Below are 18175 nucleotides of genomic sequence, written 5' to 3' on the forward strand. Positions count from 1 at the left end.
GCGACGATGAGCAGCACTCACAAGACCGCGCCTCACGCTGAGGCGGCCTCAGAAGAGACTCTACGTACACCGCAGATGCGACGGATTCTCGCGTCGAGCTTCCTCGGCAGTGCGATCGAGTTCTACGACTTCATGCTCTACGCGAGCGCGTCCGCGCTTGTCTTCGCGCCTGTCTTCTTCGCCTCGCTCGACCCCGCCATCGCCACGATCGCGTCGTTCGGAACCCTCGCCGCGGGATACCTCGCGCGCCCGCTCGGCGGCATCATCTTCGGGCACTTCGGCGACAAGCTCGGACGCAAGCGCGTCCTCGTCATCACGATGCTGATGATGGGCATCGCCACCACTCTCATCGGCATGCTTCCCACGTACGACCAGATCGGCGTCGCCGCTCCGTTGACCCTCGTCGCACTCCGGGTGATCCAGGGCTTCTCCGTCGGCGGCGAATGGGGCGGAGCCATGCTGATCGCACTGGAACACGCCCCCGGCGGCAAGCGTGGCTTCGCGGCGTCCTTCGCCAACCTCGGCGCGCCTGCCGGCTCGATCCTGTCCGCCGGGATCCTCGGTCTGTTCTCCCTCATGCCAGAGGACCAGTTCTTGGCGTGGGGCTGGCGCGTTCCCTTTCTGCTGAGCTTCGTTCTCGTGCTCATCGGCATGATCGTCCGCCTCAAGGTCGTCGAAAGCCCGCTTTTCCTCGGCTTCGACCGCGAAGCTGAAAAGCGCCGTGTCCCGCTCCTCGATGTCCTCACGAAGTCACCGAAGGTCCTCGTTCTCGGCACGCTCGTCGCGATGACCCAGCTGACGATCTCCGGCATGGCGAGCGTATGGGGACTCAGCCACGCGACCGCTCAGGGAGTCGACCAGACCTTCGCGCTCAACGCGAAGGTGGTCTCCGCGGTCGCCTTGTTCCTGACCACCATTGTCGCCGCCCGGCTGAGCGACCGGTTCGGACGTCGTCCGATCACCGCCGTCGGGATCACCGCGGCCATCATCTTCGCCTACCCGCTTCTGCTCCTGGTGGACTCGGGCAGCAACGTGTCTTTCGCGATCGCCGTCACCGTGGGACAGGCCATCCAGGGAATCATCCTCGGCCCGCTCGCGGGCTTCCTCGCCGAGCTCTTCCCCACGCGGGTGCGCTTCACCGGCTCGTCTCTCGCGTTCCAGGGAGCGTCGGCGATCGGCGCGGGGCTCACCCCGCTCATCGCCGGATCCCTCGCCGCCTCGGCCGGAGGGCTTCCCCTGCTCGGCGGCGTGTGGATCGCCGTCCTCATCGTCTGCGCCATTGCGCTGTTCCTCACCCCAGAAAGCAACAAGCGCGATCTCGCCGCGATCCGCTGACCCATAGGAGTCTTCGTAAAGTGACCAATTCTGCCACCTTCGACGCCGATGTCATCATCGTCGGCGGAGGACCTGTCGGCCTGCTCGCCGCGATGGAACTGGACTCGCACGGAGTCTCGTCGATCGTCATCGAAGAGAACCCCTATCTCGACCCCCCGAACGTCAAGTGCAACCATGTGTCCGCTCGCACGATGGAGGCGTTTCGCCGCTTCGGGCTGGCCGACAAGGTTCGCTCGGCCGGCCTGCCCTCCGACCACCCTCAGGACATCGCCTTCCGCACCTCGGTGACCGGCGTGGAGTTCGGGCGCATCCCCATCCCGTCCGCTTCCGCACGTCGCGACGGAACCGGAGTGGGCCCCGACACCGCCTGGGCGGCCGCCGAGCTGGCACATCGCGTGAACCAGCAGTACCTTGAGCCCATTCTCGAGGAGCACGTGGCTTCCCGCGAGAACGTGAGTCTTCGCAACGAGGTCAAGGCCGTCGCCGTCGCTCAGGACGAGGACGGCGTGACGGTGGAGATCGCCCCGGTGGGCACCGAGGAGAAGACGATCCTTCGCGGCCGTTATCTCATCGGCGCCGACGGCGGCCGTTCGCTCGTTCGGAAGACCATCGGGTCCGCGTTCCACGGTGACCCCGTGCTACAGCATGTCCAGTCGACGTGCATCAGGATGCCAGACCTGTACGAGCACATGTCGGCGGGAAAGGCGTGGGGCTACTACATCTACAACGACCGCCGGAACGGTCATGTCTACACCATCGACGGCATCGAGACGTTCCTGATCCACACGTACCTGAGCCCCGGGGAAGCCGAGCGCGAGGAGGTCGACCGCGACCGTGCGATCCGCGACATCCTCGGACTCTCCGACGACCAGTCCTACGAGCTCATCTCCCGTGAAGACTGGATCGCCCGCCGGCTCGTGGCGGACAAGTTTCGCGAAGGCCGCATGTTCATCGCCGGTGACGCCGCCCACCTCTGGGTGCCTTACGGCGGATACGGCATGAACGCCGGCATCGCCGACGGTCTCAATCTGGCGTGGCTGCTGAGCACTGTGATCGCCGGCTGGGCGGACGAGTCGATCCTGGACGCCTACGAGGCCGAACGTCAGCCAATCACCGACCAGGTGTCCCGCTTCGCGATGTCCCACCTGCGGAAGATCTCCGCCACGGACGTGCCCGCCGACCTCGAGGCCGAGGGCCCCGAAGGTGACGCGGCCCGCGAGGCCTTCGGGAAGCTCGCGTACGACCTGAACGTCCAGCAGTTCGCGGCCGCGGGCCTCAACTTCGGGTACAGCTACGCCAACAGCCCCATCATCGTCGCGGACGGCCCGGCCCCGGAGTACACGATGGGCACGTACACGCCCTCGACGGTGCCCGGTTGCCGCCTCCCCCACTTGTGGCTCGCGAACGGTTCCTCGCTCTATGACCTCCTCGGTCCCTGGTACACGCTCGTGGCGCTCGATCATTTCGACGCCGCGGAGAGCTGGGCGCAGGAGGCACGCGCCGCCGGCCTGCCCGTCACCGTGGTGAGGCTTCCCGAAGCCGCCGAGAACCCCGCGTACAGGACGCCCTTCCTGATCGCTCGTCGCGATCAGCACGTGGCCTGGCGAGGAACGACACTGCCTTCGGACGTCGCCGACTTCGCCGCTCGTCTCGGTGCCAGGACCCGTACCCGCAACGAGCAGGAAACCGACGTTCTCACCGCCTCCACCGAATGAGACCCACCATGAGCACCGCACCCGGCTCTCTTCCCGTCACCCCGGGGAAGATCATCGCCGTCCACATCAGCTACGAGTCGCGCGCAGCGCAGCGCGGCCGCCGCCCTGCCGCACCTTCGTACTTCCTCAAGCCGTCGAGCTCTCTGGCCGCCTCGGGCGACGCGGTCGAGCGTCCCGAGGGTACGGAGCTGCTCGCCTTCGAGGGCGAGATCGCCCTCGTCATCGGCTCACCCGCGCGAAGCGTCTCCCCCGCCGAGGCCTGGAGTCACGTGGCCTGGGTGACGGCGGCCAACGACTGGGGCCTGTACGACCTGCGCGCCAACGACAAGGGGTCGAACGTGCGCAACAAGGGACGCGACGGCTACACCCCCGTCGGCCCGCAGCTCATCGACGCGCGTGCGGTCGACCCCACAGCGCTGCGCGTGCGGACGTGGCTCAACGGCGAGCTCGTACAGGAGGGCGAAACCGGCGGCCTCATCTTCCCGCTCTCCCAGATCATCGCCGACCTCTCCCAGCACCTCACCCTCGAAACCGGCGACCTCATCCTCACCGGCACGCCGGCCGGCGCGTCGGTGGCCGGCCCAGGAGACATCGTCGAGGTCGAAGTCGATGCGCCGCACACGCCCGGTGCACCGAACTCGGGCAGGCTGACGAGTCGCGTGATCGACGGTCCCGGCGACTTCGATCCCGTCATCGGTTCGCTCCCCTCGGTCGACGACCTCCAGCGCGAGGAGGCGTGGGGCTCCCGCGAGGCGGCAGGGCTCCCCGCTGCCCCCACCGCCCCGGCCATGTCCCCCGAGCTGCGTGACAAGCTGCTCAAGACACCCGTCGCCGGGCTGTCGCAGCAACTTCGCAAGCGCGGCCTCGACAACGTCTCCATCGACGGCGTGCACGCGACCCGGCCGGGCACGAAGCTCGTCGGCGTCGCGAAGACACTGCGCTTCGTCCCGAACCGCGAAGACCTCTTCCGAAGCCACGGCGGGGGCTACAACGCGCAGAAACGCGCGTTCGACGCCGTACGGGAGGGCGAGGTCATCGTCATCGAGGCGCGCGGCGAGCGCGGCTCCGGCACCCTCGGCGACGTGCTCGCCCTGCGCGCCCTCGCCCGCGGCGCGGCGGGTGTCGTCACGGACGGCGGCGTGCGCGACCACGCGACGGTCGCCGGCATCGACCTCCCCGTCTTCAGTCAGGGGCCGCACCCCGCCGTACTCGGCCGCAAGCACGTGCCGTGGGACACCGACCTCACGATCGCCTGCGGCGGCGCCACGGTCCAGCCCGGCGACATCATCGTGGGCGACGACGACGGTGTCATCGTGATCCCCCCGGCGATCGCCGAGGAGGTGGCCGACGCCGCACTCGCTCAGGAGACCGAGGACGCGTGGATAGCCGAGCAGGTCGCGGCCGGTCACCCCGTCGACGGTCTGTTCCCCATGAACGCGGAGTGGCGCGCCAAGTACGAGGCGGCCACCGAGGCGGAGACCCGATGACCGCAGGGGCCTCCTCCACCGACCGATCCCAGCTCACCTCCGAACGGGAAGACCAGATGACCGACACCGCGACCTCCGCCCGGCACGTCCCCGCCGACCTGCCCGCGCGCATCCAGCACTACATCGACGGCGAGTTCGTCGACTCGCTCGACGGTGACACGTTCGACGTGCTCGAACCCGTCTCAAACGAGGTGTACGTGCAGGCCGCGGCCGGCAGGAAAGCCGACATCGACCGCGCCGTCGTCGCGGCCCGTCGCGCGTTCAGGGAGGGTCCGTGGCCCCGCATGCTGCCGCGCGAGCGCTCGCGCGTGCTGCACCGCATCGCCGACATCGTCGAGTCCCGCGACGCCCGCCTCGCCGAGCTGGAGTCGTTCGACTCGGGCCTGCCGATCACGCAGGCGCTCGGCCAGGCACGCCGCGCGGCCGAGAACTTCCGGTTCTTCGCCGACCTGATCGTCGCCCAGGCCGACGACACCTTCAAGGTCCCCGGCCGCCAGATCAACTACGTCAACCGCAAGCCGATCGGCGTCGCGGGACTCATCACGCCGTGGAACACGCCCTTCATGCTCGAGAGCTGGAAGCTCGGCCCCGCCCTCGCGACGGGCAACACCGTCGTGCTCAAGCCGGCCGAGTTCACCCCGTTGTCGGCGTCGCTGTGGGCGGGGATCTTCGAGGAGGCGGGGCTGCCCCAGGGCGTCTTCAACCTCGTCAACGGCCTCGGAGAGGACGCCGGCGACGCGCTCGTCAAGCACCCCGACGTGCCGCTCATCTCGTTCACGGGCGAGAGCCGCACGGGTCAGATCATCTTCGCCAACGCCGCCCCGTACCTCAAGGGCCTGTCGATGGAGCTCGGCGGCAAGTCCCCCGCCATCGTCTTCGCCGACGCCGACCTCGACGCCGCGATCGACGCGACCATTTTCGGTGTCTTCTCGCTCAACGGCGAGCGCTGCACGGCCGGTAGCCGCCTCCTCGTCCAGCGCGACGTGTACGACGAGTTCGTCGAGCGGTATGCCGCGCAGGCGATGCGCGTGAAGGTCGGCTACCCGCACGATCCCGCCACCGAGGTCGGCGCGCTCGTGCACCCCGAGCACTTCGAGAAGGTCATGAGCTACGTCGAGATCGGCAAGGGCGAGGGCCGCCTCGTGGCGGGAGGCGACCGCCCCGAGGGCTTCGACTTCGGCAACTTCGTGGCCCCGACCGTGTTCGCCGACGTCGCCCCCGACGCCCGCATCTTCCAGGAGGAGATCTTCGGCCCCGTCGTCGCGATCACGCCCTTCGACACGGACGAGGAGGCACTCGCGCTGGCGAACGATACGAAATACGGTCTCGCCGCCTACGTCTGGACGAACGACCTCAAGCGCGCCCACAACTTCGCACAGGCCATCGAGGCGGGCATGGTGTGGCTCAACTCCAACAACGTCCGCGACCTGCGCACACCCTTCGGCGGCGTCAAGGCGTCGGGCCTCGGACACGAGGGCGGCTACCGCTCGATCGACTTCTACACCGACCAGCAGGCGGTGCACATCACGCTCGGCAAGGTCCACAACCCCACGTTCGGCAAGTAGAAGCAGCACGAGGCCACCGACCTCGACGACCGGCACGTTCCCACCCATCACGAAAGCAAGGACGCAGACATGACCGTCCACGACCGCACCCCTACCTCCTCCGGCTTCTCCATCACCGAGGAGGCGCCCATCCACGCGGAGAACCCCGTCCCCACGCCCTCCTCGCCCGCACCCGACATCCTGCGCTGCGCCTACATGGAGCTCGTCGTCACCGACCTCGCCGCCTCCCGCGAGTTCTACGTCGACGTCCTGGGCCTGACCGTCACCGAGGAGGACGACGAGACGATCTACCTCCGCTCGCTCGAGGAGTTCATCCACCACAACCTCGTGTTGCGCAAGGGGCCCATCGCCGCCGTCGCGGCGTTCTCGTACCGGGTCCGCACCCCCGAGGACCTCGACAAGGCCGTCGCCTTCTACACGGAGCTGGGATGCCGCGTCGAGCGCCGGAAGGACGGCTTCGTCAAGGGCATCGGTGACTCCGTGCGCGTGGAGGACCCGCTCGGCTTCCCGTACGAGTTCTTCTACGCCGTCGAGCACGTCGAGCGCCTCGCCTGGCGTTACGACCTCTACACGCCCGGCGCCCTCGTGCGCCTCGACCACTTCAACCAGGTCACGCCGGACGTGCCCAAGGCCGTCCGCCACTACCAGGACCTCGGGTTCCGCGTCACGGAGGACATCCAGGACTCCGACGGCGTCGTCTACGCCGCGTGGATGCGCCGCAAGCCCACCGTCCACGACACCGCGGCCACGGGCGGCGACGGTCCCCGCATGCACCACGTCGCGTTCTCCACGCACGAGAAGCACAACATCCTCGCCATCTGCGACAAGCTCGGGGCGCTGCGCCGCTCCGACGCCATCGAGCGCGGCCCCGGCCGGCACGGCGTCTCGAACGCGTTCTACCTCTACCTGCGCGACCCCGACGGCCACCGCGTCGAGATCTACACTCAGGACTACTACACGGGCGACCCCGACAACCCCGTCATCACCTGGGACGTGCACGACAACCAGCGCCGCGACTGGTGGGGCAATCCCGTCGTGCCCAGCTGGTACACCGACGCCTCACTGGTGCTTGACCTCGACGGCAACCCACAGCCCGTCGTCGCCCGCACCGACGCGAGCGAGATGGCGGTCACGATCGGCGCCGACGGCTTCTCCTACACCCGCAAGGACGACGCCGAAGGGCTGCCCGAGTACAAGCAGGGCGAGTACAAGCTGGGCCACCAGCTCTAAGAGGTTCCCGCACCGACTTCTCACGGAAGAGTCATCATGCTTGCCAAAGACACCATCACGTCCCTCGCGGAGGAACTGGCGCAGGCGGAGCGGACGCAGGAGCTCATGCCCCGCATCACCGCGCGGTTCCCCGAGGCCACGGTCGAGGACTCCTATGCCATCCAGGCGGTGTGGAAAGAGAAGAGCCTCGCAGCCGGGCGTCGCCTCGTCGGCCGCAAGATCGGGCTCACCTCGCGTGCCATGCAGGCCGCGACCGGCATCACGGAGCCCGACTACGGCGTCATGTTCGACGACACCGTGTGGGAGAACGGCGCCCACATCCCGCATGACCGGTTCTCCAACGTGCGCATCGAGGTCGAGCTGGCCTTCGTCCTGAAGGAGCCGCTCGAGGGTCCGCACTGCACGCTGTTCGACGTCATGCGCGCCACGGAATACGTCACGCCCGCCCTCGAGGTGCTCAATTCCCGCATCGAGCTCGAAGGCCGCACGATCGTCGACACCATCTCCGACAACGCCGCCTACGGCGGGCTCGTGCTCGGAGGCAACCCGACGAGCCCCGACGCGATCGACCTGCGGTGGGTGTCGGCTCTCCTCTACCGCAACGAGACGATCGAGGAGACGGGCGTCGCCGCCGGAGTCCTGAACCACCCCGCGTCGGGAGTCGCGTGGCTGGCGAACAAGACGCACCGGCACGGCGATCGCCTGGAAGCCGGCGAGACCATCCTCGCCGGGTCGTTCACCCGTCCCGTGTGGATCGAGAAGGGCGACACCGTGCTGGCCGACTACGGATCGATGGGAACCATCTCATGCCGCTTCATCTGAACCCGACCCTCCGCGACCGGCTCGCCGCAGCCGAGCGTCCGCTGTTCGGCGGATGGGTGTGCTCCGGCTCCCCCGTCATGGCCGAGATCATGGCGGGCTCGGGCCTCGACTGGGTGCTCATCGACATGGAGCATGCCCCCAACGGCCTCGAGTCCACGCTCGCGCAGTTGTACGCCGTCTCGGCCTACCCGGTCACGCCGGTCGTCCGCGTCCCCGCCGCCGACCCCGTAACCATCAAGCGGGTCCTCGACCTCGGCGCCCAGACGATCCTCGTGCCGATGATCTCGACACCCGACGAGGCCCGAGCCGTCGCGGAGGCCGCGCTGTACCCGCCCGCGGGCCGTCGCGGCGTCGGGAGCGCCCTCGCCCGCTCCGCCCGCTGGAACCGCGTCGACGGCTACCTCCGCAACGCCGCCGACCACGTCTCCGTGTTCGTGCAGATCGAGACGGCCGAGGGGGCGGCATCCGCGGAGGCGATCGCGGCGACCCCCGGCATCGACGGCGTCTTCGTCGGTCCGAGCGACCTCGCCGCCTCCATGGGCGTCTTGGGAGAACAGACGCACCCCGACGTCGTCGCCGCCGTGCACCGCGCCTTCGACGGCGTCGCCGCCGCGGGCAAGCCCGTCGGCGTCAACGCCTTCGACCCGCGAGTGGCACGCGCCTACGCGGACGCCGGGGCCCGCTTCGTGCTCGTCGGCGCCGACGTCGCCTTGGTCGCACGCGCTTCCGAGACCCTCGCGGCGACCTTCATCCACGAGAAGGGCGACGCGGCACGCGCCTCGTACTGACCACAAGGACAGAGGTCGCACGGGGGTGACCCCGTCGGCGACACCGCGACCCCGCGGGTGGGAACGCGTCGGGCAAGACCGGCACGCGCTGGATGGGCCGTGGCGGCTCACGACTCACCACCCGCGGTCGTCGATTCTGTGGGCCGGCAACGCAGCGTGGCCTCGAACGGTCCCCGCCTTTCCCTCTTCACGCCTCGTCCGGGTGGCGTCGGCTCCAGCGGAGTGTTGGTTTTCGCGAACCGTCCGATACCCGCTCTCAAGACTCCGCCATGGAGGCGCCCAACTCGGCTTCACCCCACCAGCGCAGGGCATCTGACCTGGGCCCAGCGAACCGACTGGTGGAGGGCGTCGATGACCAGACGCATCATGATGGCGACCGCCGTCGCAGCGGTGGCGTCCTCTCCCGTGGCCGCGGGCGCGGTCACCGAACCCGAACTCAACGACTAGGACCGCTCCTTCTTCGTCCAGGCGCACCAGGCCACCCTGGCCGAGATCATGGCCGGAGAGGCCGCCGCCAAGAAGGTCCGCGAAGTCGGCTCCACTCTGGTCAAGGACCACACCGAGCTCGATCGCGACGTCAAGCGGGAGGCCGACCAGGCCGGCGTGGATCTGCCGGACGCGCCGAACCCCCGACAGCGGGCCGCACCCGCCCAGGTGAAGGCCAAGACTTCGATAAGGCGTGGGTGGCCCCTCAGATCACCGGCCACCGCCAGACGCCCACAGCCATCGACGAACAGCTGCGCGACGGAGCGAACCCGGACGTGAAGAAGGTCGCCTCCGACGCCCAGCCCGTCGTGCAGATGCACCTCGATACCCTGCGAACCCGGCCCAGACCAGCCGCGAGCGCAGCTCGTGCCGCTGGCGCTGCCAGGACTCGGGCAACGAGAAGCCGATGAGCGTCCAGCGGTCCTCGTCGGCGTCGTTGACCACGCCGCTGTGCCAGATGCGGCGCTCGCCGTCCCTGAGCACCTCGGTGCTGGCCGGGGTGAGGCCGAAGTGCATGCGGCGGCCGGCGCGCGTGCGGCGCAGCAGACCGCGCCGGACCATGCGGGTCAGCGCCGAGCGGGTGGCCTCCTCCGAGATCCCCACCCGGGCGAACGCGTCGATGAACGTGCGCGACGACACACAGATGTCGCGGCCGTACACGTGGTCGCCGAGGAAGGTCAGAATCACCGATGGGGGCCGCACGCGGCCCTCCTCCCCGAGGTGGGCAGAGTATTGACAGCCGTAATGTACCTGCCTACATTCGGGGGGCCACGCGAGGGAGCCGCCGCCGCCTGAGGAGCGAGCGACCGGAGTGACCAGGGAAGCGTCGGATCCTCAAGCGACCGAGCCGCATCACGCAGTGACTCCAGGAGGTCCTGATGCGCAGGCTTCTTCCGTCCCTCGCCGCTCTCCTGCTGGCGCTGACCGCGTGCGCCGGTGACGGCGGTGGTGGCGGATCCGGCGCGCAGGATCCGATCAGGGTGGGCCTCATCGTCTCGCTGACCGGCAACTACACACCGCTCGGCAGCGAGGACAAGAAGGCCGTCGAGCTGGCCGTCGAGCAGGTCAACGCGCAGGGCGGGCTGCTCGGCCGCAAGGTGGAGCTGGTCACGCGCGACGACAAGACGGCCCCCGACCAGGGCATCGTGGCCTACAACCAGATCAAGGGCGAGATCGACGCGCTGATCGGGCCGGTGTTCTCCAACGCGGCGCTGGCGGTCGAGCCGCTGGCGCAGCGGGACCGGATGCCGTACCTGTCGCTGGCCCCGGCGCAGGAGCAGGTCGAGCCGATCAAGTCGTACATCTTCGTCACGCCCGCCCTGTCCAGCATGTACGCCGAGCGCTACCTGCAGTACATCCAGGCCGAGGGCATCAAGACGATCGCGGTGGCGTGGGACTCCAAGAGCGCCTATTCGGTCTCCGGGCACGAGTCGATGGTCCAGCTCGCCGCCGAGTACGGCGTGACGATCGCCGTGGACGAGCCGTACGAGACGACCACCTCCGACTTCAGCGCGCTGTTCCAGCACGTGCGCGACTCCCAGGCCGAGGCGCTGGTGTTCTGGGGCTCGGGCGCGCCCGGCGTGACGGCGGCCAAGCAGTACGTGGCCGCCGGGCTGGAGACGCCGCTGTTCCTGACCGGCTCTCAGGCCAGCACGCTGTGGCTGGAGCCGATGGGCAAGGACGCCGAGGGCATGATCGTGCAGAGCGCGATCGGCGTGGTCGGCGAGCACCTGCCGGCGGGCCGGCAGAAGGAGGTCATCGAGCAGATGGCCGCGCCGTTCGAGCAGAAGCACGGCTACCCGCCGCCGCAGTTCGCCCAGGACGGCTACAGCGCGAGCCTGCTGCTGTTCGAGGCGATCAGGAAGGCCGGCAGCACCGACAAGACGAAGATCCAGCAGGCGTTGGAGACCATGGACCTGATCACGCCGAACGGCCGCTTCCGCTACTCTCCCACCGACCACTCCGGCCTGTCCCCCGAGTACATCTCGATCAACACTGTGCGGAACGGCGCGTTCGTGCCCACCGAGTGGGCCAAGGAGCAGCTGGCGAAGACCGTCGCCGAGGCAGGGTGAGGCGTGCTGACGGTCACCGGGGTCTCCCGTTCCTTCGGCGGCGTCTACGCCGTCCGTGACGTGTCGCTGTCGGTCGCGGACGGCGAGGTCTGCGGTGTCATCGGCCCGAACGGCGCAGGCAAGTCCACCCTGTTCAACCTCATCACCGGTCACCTGGCGGCCGACCGCGGCGAGATCTCCTTCCTCGGCCGGCGGGTCGACCGGCTCGCCCCCCACCGGCGGGCCAGGCTCGGCATGTCGATCGTCTTCCAGGCGGCCCGGGTGTTCCGCGGCATGACCGTCCGCGAGAACGTCATGGTCGGCATGCACGGGCGCACGAACGCCGGGTTCGTCTCGGCGGCGCTGCGGCTGCCGCGGCACCGGCGCGACGAACGCGAGATCGCCGCCGAGGCCGAGCGCGCCCTCGGCCGCGTCGGCCTGAGCGAGTGGGCCGACCGGCCCGCCGACCGGCTGCCGATCGGCCAGCAGCGGGCGTTGCAGCTGGCCCGCGCCCTGTGCGCGCGCCCCCGGCTGCTGCTGCTCGACGAGCCCGCCTCGGGGCTGCGGGGCGAGGAACGCGAACGGCTCGCGGCGCTGGTCGAGGAGCTGCGCGCCGGCGGGCTGACGATCCTGCTCATCGAGCACGACGTGGCCTTCGTGACCCGCCTGGCCGACCGCGTCGTGGTGCTCGACCTCGGCCAGGTCATCGCCGACGGCCCGCCCGCCGAGGTGCGCGCCGACCCGCTGGTGCTCGCCGCCTACCTCGGTCAGGCGTCATGATCGACGTCCAGGACCTGGTGGTCTCGTACGGCACCGCCACCGCGCTGGAGCACATCACGCTCGCGGTCGCCGAGGGCGAGATGGTCGCCCTGCTCGGCCCGAACGGAGCCGGCAAGTCCACGCTCGCGAACACCCTGGCCGGGCTGCTCAAGCCCGCGTCGGGCACAGTACGGATCGGCGGCCGGCTGGCGCTCATCCCCGAGGGCCGCCAGCTGTTCCCCGACCTGTCGGTGGCCGACAACCTGGCGCTCGGCGGCTGGCGCTCCGGCCGCCGCGACCCCTCGACCGTCTACGACCTGCTGCCCCGTCTGGCCGAGCTGGCCGGGCGCAAGGCGGGCGTGCTGTCGGGCGGCGAGCAGCAGATGGTGGCCTTCGGGCGGGCGATGATGTCCGAGCCCGACGCGCTCGTGGTCGACGAGCTCTCCCTCGGACTGGCCCCCACCGTGACCGCCGACCTGGCCGCCCACCTGGCCGGGCTGAACCGGTCACGCGGCCTGACCGTGCTGCTCATCGAGCAGAACGCGCGGCTGGCGTTCGACCTGTGCGACCGGGCGTACGTGCTGGAGTCCGGGCGGCTGGTGACCGAGGGGCCGTGCTCTGAGCTGGCCGGCGACCCCCGGGTGGCCAGCGCGTACCTGGGAGGCGCGATCTCGTGAGCGCGTTCCTGACGTATCTGCTCAACGGGCTGGCGGTGGGGTGCGCGATCGCGCTGATCGCCAGCGGCCTGGTCGTCATCCACCGCGTCACCGGCGTGGTCAACTTCGCCCAGGGCACCTTCGCCGTGGTCGCCGGGCTCTGCGTGTCGTCGCTGCTCGGGCTCGGGATCCCGCACGGCGTGAGCGAACTGGCCGCCGTCGCGGTGGCGGCGTTCGCGGGGCTGCTGGCCGGGGTGGCCGCCATCGGCAGACGCGACACCACGCCGCTGTCGTCGCTCATCGTGACCCTGGGCGTGGGCGTGCTCGCGTACGCCGTCGAGATCGTGCTGTGGGGCGACCAGCCGCGCTCGGCGCCCGGGCTCGCCGGCTCGGTGACGCTGGCGGGGGCGCGCGTCCAGACCCAGCACCTGCTGGTGATCGGGGTGACGGCGGCCACGTTCGTGCTGCTCGCGCTCTTCTTCGGGCGCACCTACCTGGGCAAGGCGCTGACGGCGTGCGCCTCCAACCCGTACGCCGCCCGCGTCGTCGGCATCGACGTGCGGCGGATGGGGCTGCTGGCGTTCGCGCTCGGCGGCCTGCTCGGCGGCCTGGCCGGGGTGCTGGTGACACCGCTGCGGCCCATCTCGTTCGACACCGACGTCACGCTCATCGTCAACGGCTTCGCCGCGGCGGTCTTCGGGGCGCTCACCCGGCCCGTGGTCACGCTCGCCGGCGCGCTGCTGCTGGGCGTGGCCGAGACCATGGCCGCGGGCTACGGCTACGGGTCCCATCAGCTGGAGGTGGCGCTCGGCCTCATGATCGTCGTCATGATCGTCCAGGCGAGCCGCCGCTCGACGCTCTCCCAGGAGGTCACGTGATCGGGCGGGTCGCGGTGCCGGTCGTTGCCGTCGTGACGCTCGCGCTGCCCGCGGTGCTCGACGACAGCGCGCTGGCCGTCTACATCCTGCTGGGCCTGGCCGCGATGGTCACCGTCGGGGTGTCGCTGCTCATGGGGTACGCGGGGCAGGTCTCCCTGGGGCAGGGCGCCTTCTACGGCATCGGCGCGTACACGGCCGCGCTGCTCACGCTCGGCGGGGTGCCGCCGCCGGCCGGGCTGGTCGCCGCGCCCGTGGTCGCCGCCGTGTCCGCGCTGGTCGTCGGTACGCCGCTGCTGCGGCTGCGCGGTCACCATCTGGCGTTCGCGACCCTGGCCATGCAGCTCATCCTGCTGTCGGTGGCGGGGCAGCTGGAGTTCACCGGCGGCGACATCGGGCTGCAGGGCATCCCGCAGTTCGGCGTCGGCTCGTGGGAGGCGGGCGGGGCGGCGGCGTACGCGTACCTGACGTGGGGCGGGCTCGCGCTGGTGATGCTGGTGACGCGGAACGTCATCACCTCCCGGCCCGGCCGGGCCCTGCGCGCGCTGGCCACCAGTGAGACCGCCGCCGCCTCCGCCGGCATCCCCGTGGGGCGCTACAAGCTGGTGGTGTTCGCGCTGTCGGCGGCGTTCGCCGGGCTGGCCGGCGGCATCTACTGCTACTACACCGGTTACGTCGCGCCCGGTTCCTTCCCCGTGCTCATCTCGATCCAGTACATCGTCATGGCGGTGGTGGGCGGGCTCGGCACGATCTGGGGCGCCGTCGTCGGGGCCACCGCCATCACGCTGCTGGTGCAGGGGCTGGACGGCCTGGCCACGCTGCCGGGCATGCCGTCGTACGCGCCGACCGTGCTGTCGTACGCCGTGTACGCGCTCGTGCTGATCGGGATGGTGCTCTTCATGCCGAGGGGCCTCGTGCCCGCCCTCAGCCGCAGACGGAAGAACCTGAGCGAACGCGTGTGACCGCCGGTCGTCACCCCGCCGGTTCCTCCTGTCCGGCCAGCGGTACTTCATCCGCGGCACCGCCACCAGCGCGCTGAAGGGGTGAGCCGGGTGAGGGTGCCGCGCCCGGCCCGGCAGGAGACGTACGAGCGGGTGTTCCGCACCGGCTACGTCGGCCTCATGACGAACGTGCCGCTCGCCGTCGCGTGCGCGCCGCTGCCGGCGGCGGCGATCGTGGGCGGCCGGCGTCGCGGCGGTGACCGTGCTGGTCCTGGACGTGGCTGTGCTGTGGCCGACGGTCTGGGGGCCGGCGCTGGTGCCGTTCTTCTGCGCGGCCGCCGGGCTGGTGATGGCGGTGGCGTTCGCGCTGCTCACGCTCGCCGCCGAGACGTCCGTACGCCTGCGCGCCCTGGTGCGGCCGTGCCCGTACCCGGTGGCCCGGCGGTGGTACCTGGCCGTGGCCGACGTCGTGGTGCTCGGGCTCGCGGTGGCCGCCGTCCTGACCCGGCCGGTGCTCGGCGTGCTCGTGCCCTGCTCGCCGCCGCTCTACGCCGCCTGGGCCACCACCCGGTACGTCGTCGCGCCGCTGCTCCGGAATCGGTGAAATCACCGGCTTCACAAGGGGCCCTTTCAGTCATGACATCGGCGGGTAACACTGGACGGCGTGTCCCCTGTCGATCGCGTACCCGTGCTGCGCGGCCGCGGCGAGGAGGAGCGCGCCCTGCGGCGCCTGCTCGACGGCGCCACGACCGGCTCCGGCGGGGCTCTGGTGCTGGCGGGCCCGCCCGGCATGGGGAAGACGGCCCTGCTCGACCTGGCCGCCGCCCACGCCTCACCCGGTTTCCGCGTCCTGCGGGTGTCGGGAGTGGAGCCGGAGTCGCGACTGCCGTACTCGGGGCTGCACGCCCTGCTGCACCCGATCGCGGCGGCCGCACGGCTGCCCGACGCGCAGGCCGGCGCCCTTGCCGCCGCGCTGGAGTCCGGCGCCGCCGGCGGTGGGCTGGCGCTGCCCGCCGCCGTGCTCGGCCTGTTGTCGGCGGTGGCCGCCGAACGGCCGGTCCTGGCCTGCGTCGACGACGCCGACCTGCTCGATCCGGCCAGCCGCGAGGTGTTGTCGTTCGCGGCCCGGCGGCTGTCGGGCGCGCCGGTGGTGCTGCTGTTCGCGGCCCGGTCGCCCGGCCGTGACCTGGCGGGGCTGCCGGTCCGCGTGCTGGAGGGGCTGGACGCGGCGGCCGTCCGTGAGGTGGCCGGCGACCTCGCGCCCGGCAAGGTCGCCGAGGACCTGCTGGCGGCGGTGGACCAGATCGCCCGCGGCAACCCGCTCGCGCTGGCCGAGCTGATCGGCGCGCTCACCCCTGACCAGCTGGCCGGTCTGGCCGCCCCGCCCGTCGCGCCGCCCAGGGACGGCCGGCTGTGGCGGGCGCACGCCGACCGCCTGGCCGCGTTACCCGCGCGGACCCGGCGGCTCCTGCTGCTCGTCGCCGCCGACCCCGGCGTGGAGGCCGAGACCCTGATCCGCGCGGCCCGCCCGGCCTGCGCCCTCACCGCCCTGGAGCCGGCCGAACACGCCGGCCTGCTGCGCTGCGCCGACGACCGCTACGACTTCCCCGACCCGGCCGTACGCGCCGTCGCCTACCACAGCGCCTCCCTCCTCCACCGCCGTCAGGCCCACCGCCTGCTCGCCCACCTCCTGGAGAGCCGAGGTCGCGACGGGCGAACAGGGCGGCGGTTGCGGTGGGCGTGGCATCGGGCCTGGGCGCTCGACGGAGACCCCGCGCGGCTGGCCGGCGAGCTGGCCGAGGCGGCGCTCGGGGCACGGCAGGCGGGTGGGCATCCGGAGCCGTACCTGGCGTTGGCGAAGGCCGCCGAGCTGACGCCGCACGACGACCCGGCCAAGGCCGAGCGGCTGGCCGCCGCCGCGCGGCACGCGTGGGTGGCGGGCCGGCCACAGGCGGCCCGTTCGCTGCTGGCCGGGCTGCGTTCGCTGACCACCGCGCCCGACGGGCTGCGCGGCCGGGTCCAGCTCCTGCACGGCAGCCTGGAACTGCTCGGCGGCGAGACCCGCAGCGCCCGCGAGGAGCTGCTGTCGGCCGCGGCCTGGCTGCTGGAGAGCCACCGCATGCTGGGCGTACGCGCGCTCGTCCGGGCCGCCGACGCCAGCTACCGCGCCGGCGACAACCGGGCGTTCCTCGCCATCGCCCGGCAGGCCGCCGCGCTGCGCCGCCCCGACGAGACGGTGGCGACGCAGCTGATGTTCGAGTACCTGGCCGGGATGGCCTTCACCTTCAGCGGCTCCCACCGGGAGGCGGCCGGCCCGCTGCGCCGGGTCGTCGAGCTGGCCGGCAGCGTACGCGACCCCGCCGTGCTGGTGTGGGCGTGCGTGGCCAGCATGCTGCTCGGCGAGGACGACACCGCCCACCGGCTGTCGGCCCGCGCCGTCGAGGCCGCCCGCCTGCGCGGCGCCGCCTCCGCCGTGCCGCAGCTGCTGGAGTACACGATCTACCCGGAGATCTGGATGGGCCGCTACCCGTCCGTGGCGGCGACCGCGGCCCAGGGCCTGAGCCTGGCCAGGGAGACCGGCCAGCTCAACACGGCGGCCCAGCACCTGGCCTGGCTGGCGATCACCGCGGCCGTCGAGGGCGACCAGGAGACGTGCCGCATCCGCGCCGACGCCGCCATCGACCTGGCCGAGGCCCACGGCCTCGGCGTCGCGGGAGCGGTCGCCACCTGGGCGCTGTCCTATCTCGACCTGGCCGCCGGACGTCCCGCCGACGCCGCCAACCGGTTGCGCGCCGAGCGGCGTACCAGCAGTCACGTGGTCATCCGGGTCATGTCGACGCCGCACTTCATCGAGGCGTGCGCGCGTACGGGCGACCGGGAGCGGGCGGCGTCGGCGCTCCGGGTGCTCGAACGCTGGGTGGGCAGCACCCGCAGCCCCGGCCTGCGCGCGCTGGTGGCCCGCTGCCGGGCGCTGCTGGCCCCGCCGGGGGAGGCGGAGGAGCTGTTCCAGGAGGCGCTCGACCTGCACGGGCAGGCCGCGTACGAGTTCGAGGCGGCCCGCACCCGCCTGCTCTACGGCAGTGCCCTGCGCCGCGAGCGCCGCCCCGGCGCGGCGAGGACTCACCTGCACGCCGCCCTGGAGACCTTCGAGCGGTACGGCGCCCGCCTGTGGACCGAGCAGGCCAGGGCCGAGCTGCGCGCCTCCGGCGAGCCGGTCCGCCCCGCGCCGGAAGCGGCCGCCGGGGAGCTCACGGCGCAGCAGCTGCAGATCGCCCGCATGGTCGCCGAGGGCGCCACCAACAAGGAGGTGGCCGAGCAGCTCTTCCTGAGCCGCCGCACGGTCGAGCACCACCTGAGGAACGTCTTCAGCCGCCTCGGCATCCGCTCCCGCGTCGAACTGGTACGCCTCATGTCCTGACCGCGAGACCGGTGATTTCGCCGATGCACGGCCGGCCGCGCCTTCCA

Annotated in this window: 15 protein-coding genes and 1 pseudogene; 15 read left to right on the top strand and 1 reads right to left on the bottom strand. The window is 71.3% G+C overall.

Annotation, left to right across the window (positions count from 1 at the left end):
* The first annotated feature begins 75 nt into the window (after positions 1–75).
* From ACIBP6_RS21335 to ACIBP6_RS21370, 8 genes and pseudogenes are all read left to right on the top strand, one after another.
* Positions 76–1335 carry an MFS transporter gene (locus tag ACIBP6_RS21335; protein ID WP_397054578.1) on the top strand — a complete coding sequence of 420 codons (1260 nt, stop codon included), beginning with the start codon at positions 76–78 and terminating at the stop codon, positions 1333–1335.
* Positions 1251–3050, top strand: a complete 1800-nt coding sequence (locus ACIBP6_RS21340) for an FAD-dependent monooxygenase (protein ID WP_397054580.1) — start codon at positions 1251–1253, stop codon at positions 3048–3050. The genes ACIBP6_RS21335 and ACIBP6_RS21340 overlap by 85 nt, the downstream gene beginning before the upstream one ends.
* A gap of 8 nt (positions 3051–3058) precedes the next feature.
* On the top strand, positions 3059–4537 hold the full coding sequence (locus ACIBP6_RS21345) for a fumarylacetoacetate hydrolase family protein (RefSeq protein ID WP_397054582.1): 1479 nt from the start codon (positions 3059–3061) through the stop codon (positions 4535–4537).
* The gene (hpaE, locus tag ACIBP6_RS21350; protein WP_397054584.1) at positions 4534–6102 is read left to right on the top strand and encodes a 5-carboxymethyl-2-hydroxymuconate semialdehyde dehydrogenase; all 1569 of its coding nucleotides are present in this window, start codon (positions 4534–4536) and stop codon (positions 6100–6102) included. Before ACIBP6_RS21345 ends, hpaE begins: the two co-directional genes overlap by 4 nt.
* A 69-nt stretch (positions 6103–6171) precedes the next feature.
* Positions 6172–7332, top strand: coding sequence for a 3,4-dihydroxyphenylacetate 2,3-dioxygenase (gene hpaD / locus ACIBP6_RS21355; RefSeq protein ID WP_397054586.1), 1161 nt, complete (start codon positions 6172–6174; stop codon positions 7330–7332).
* 36 nt (positions 7333–7368) lie between these two features.
* Positions 7369–8154, top strand: a complete 786-nt coding sequence (hpaH, locus tag ACIBP6_RS21360; RefSeq protein WP_397054588.1) for a 2-oxo-hept-4-ene-1,7-dioate hydratase — start codon at positions 7369–7371, stop codon at positions 8152–8154.
* Positions 8139–8942 (top strand): HpcH/HpaI aldolase/citrate lyase family protein, encoded by an 804-nt coding sequence (locus ACIBP6_RS21365; protein ID WP_397054590.1) that lies wholly within the window; start codon positions 8139–8141, stop codon positions 8940–8942. Before hpaH ends, ACIBP6_RS21365 begins: the two co-directional genes overlap by 16 nt.
* Positions 8943–9437: 495 nt before the next feature.
* A pseudogene (locus ACIBP6_RS21370) lies at positions 9438–9700 on the top strand (DUF4142 domain-containing protein); the annotation flags it as partial.
* Here the strand turns inward: ACIBP6_RS21370 and ACIBP6_RS21375 are convergent.
* On the bottom strand, positions 9639–10130 hold the full coding sequence (locus tag ACIBP6_RS21375) for a hypothetical protein (RefSeq protein ID WP_397054592.1): 492 nt from the start codon (positions 10128–10130) through the stop codon (positions 9639–9641). The pseudogene ACIBP6_RS21370 and the gene ACIBP6_RS21375 overlap by 62 nt on opposite strands.
* A 176-nt stretch (positions 10131–10306) precedes the next feature.
* On the opposite strand from ACIBP6_RS21375, the gene ACIBP6_RS21380 reads away from it, so the two are divergent.
* From ACIBP6_RS21380 to ACIBP6_RS21410, 7 genes are all read left to right on the top strand, one after another.
* Complete coding sequence (locus ACIBP6_RS21380) at positions 10307–11500, top strand: ABC transporter substrate-binding protein (protein ID WP_397054594.1); 1194 nt, start codon at positions 10307–10309, stop codon at positions 11498–11500.
* Between the two features lie 3 nt (positions 11501–11503).
* Positions 11504–12259: an ABC transporter ATP-binding protein gene (locus ACIBP6_RS21385; RefSeq protein WP_132608649.1), complete on the top strand. Its 756-nt coding sequence runs from the start codon at positions 11504–11506 to the stop codon at positions 12257–12259.
* Entirely contained in the window at positions 12256–12915 is a 660-nt protein-coding gene (locus tag ACIBP6_RS21390) for an ABC transporter ATP-binding protein (RefSeq protein WP_397054596.1), read from the top strand. Before ACIBP6_RS21385 ends, ACIBP6_RS21390 begins: the two co-directional genes overlap by 4 nt.
* Entirely contained in the window at positions 12912–13772 is an 861-nt protein-coding gene (locus ACIBP6_RS21395) for a branched-chain amino acid ABC transporter permease (protein ID WP_397054598.1), read from the top strand. The genes ACIBP6_RS21390 and ACIBP6_RS21395 overlap by 4 nt, the downstream gene beginning before the upstream one ends.
* Entirely contained in the window at positions 13769–14731 is a 963-nt protein-coding gene (locus tag ACIBP6_RS21400) for a branched-chain amino acid ABC transporter permease (RefSeq protein ID WP_397054600.1), read from the top strand. The genes ACIBP6_RS21395 and ACIBP6_RS21400 overlap by 4 nt, the downstream gene beginning before the upstream one ends.
* Positions 14732–14966: 235 nt before the next feature.
* Complete coding sequence (locus tag ACIBP6_RS21405) at positions 14967–15314, top strand: hypothetical protein (RefSeq protein ID WP_397054602.1); 348 nt, start codon at positions 14967–14969, stop codon at positions 15312–15314.
* Positions 15315–15374: 60 nt separating this feature from the next.
* The gene (locus ACIBP6_RS21410; RefSeq protein WP_397054604.1) at positions 15375–18128 is read left to right on the top strand and encodes an ATP-binding protein; all 2754 of its coding nucleotides are present in this window, start codon (positions 15375–15377) and stop codon (positions 18126–18128) included.
* Positions 18129–18175 lie beyond the last annotated feature (47 nt).

The sequence above is a fragment of the Nonomuraea terrae genome (assembly GCF_044465245.1).
Taxonomy (GTDB): Bacteria; Actinomycetota; Actinomycetes; order Streptosporangiales; family Streptosporangiaceae; genus Nonomuraea; species Nonomuraea terrae.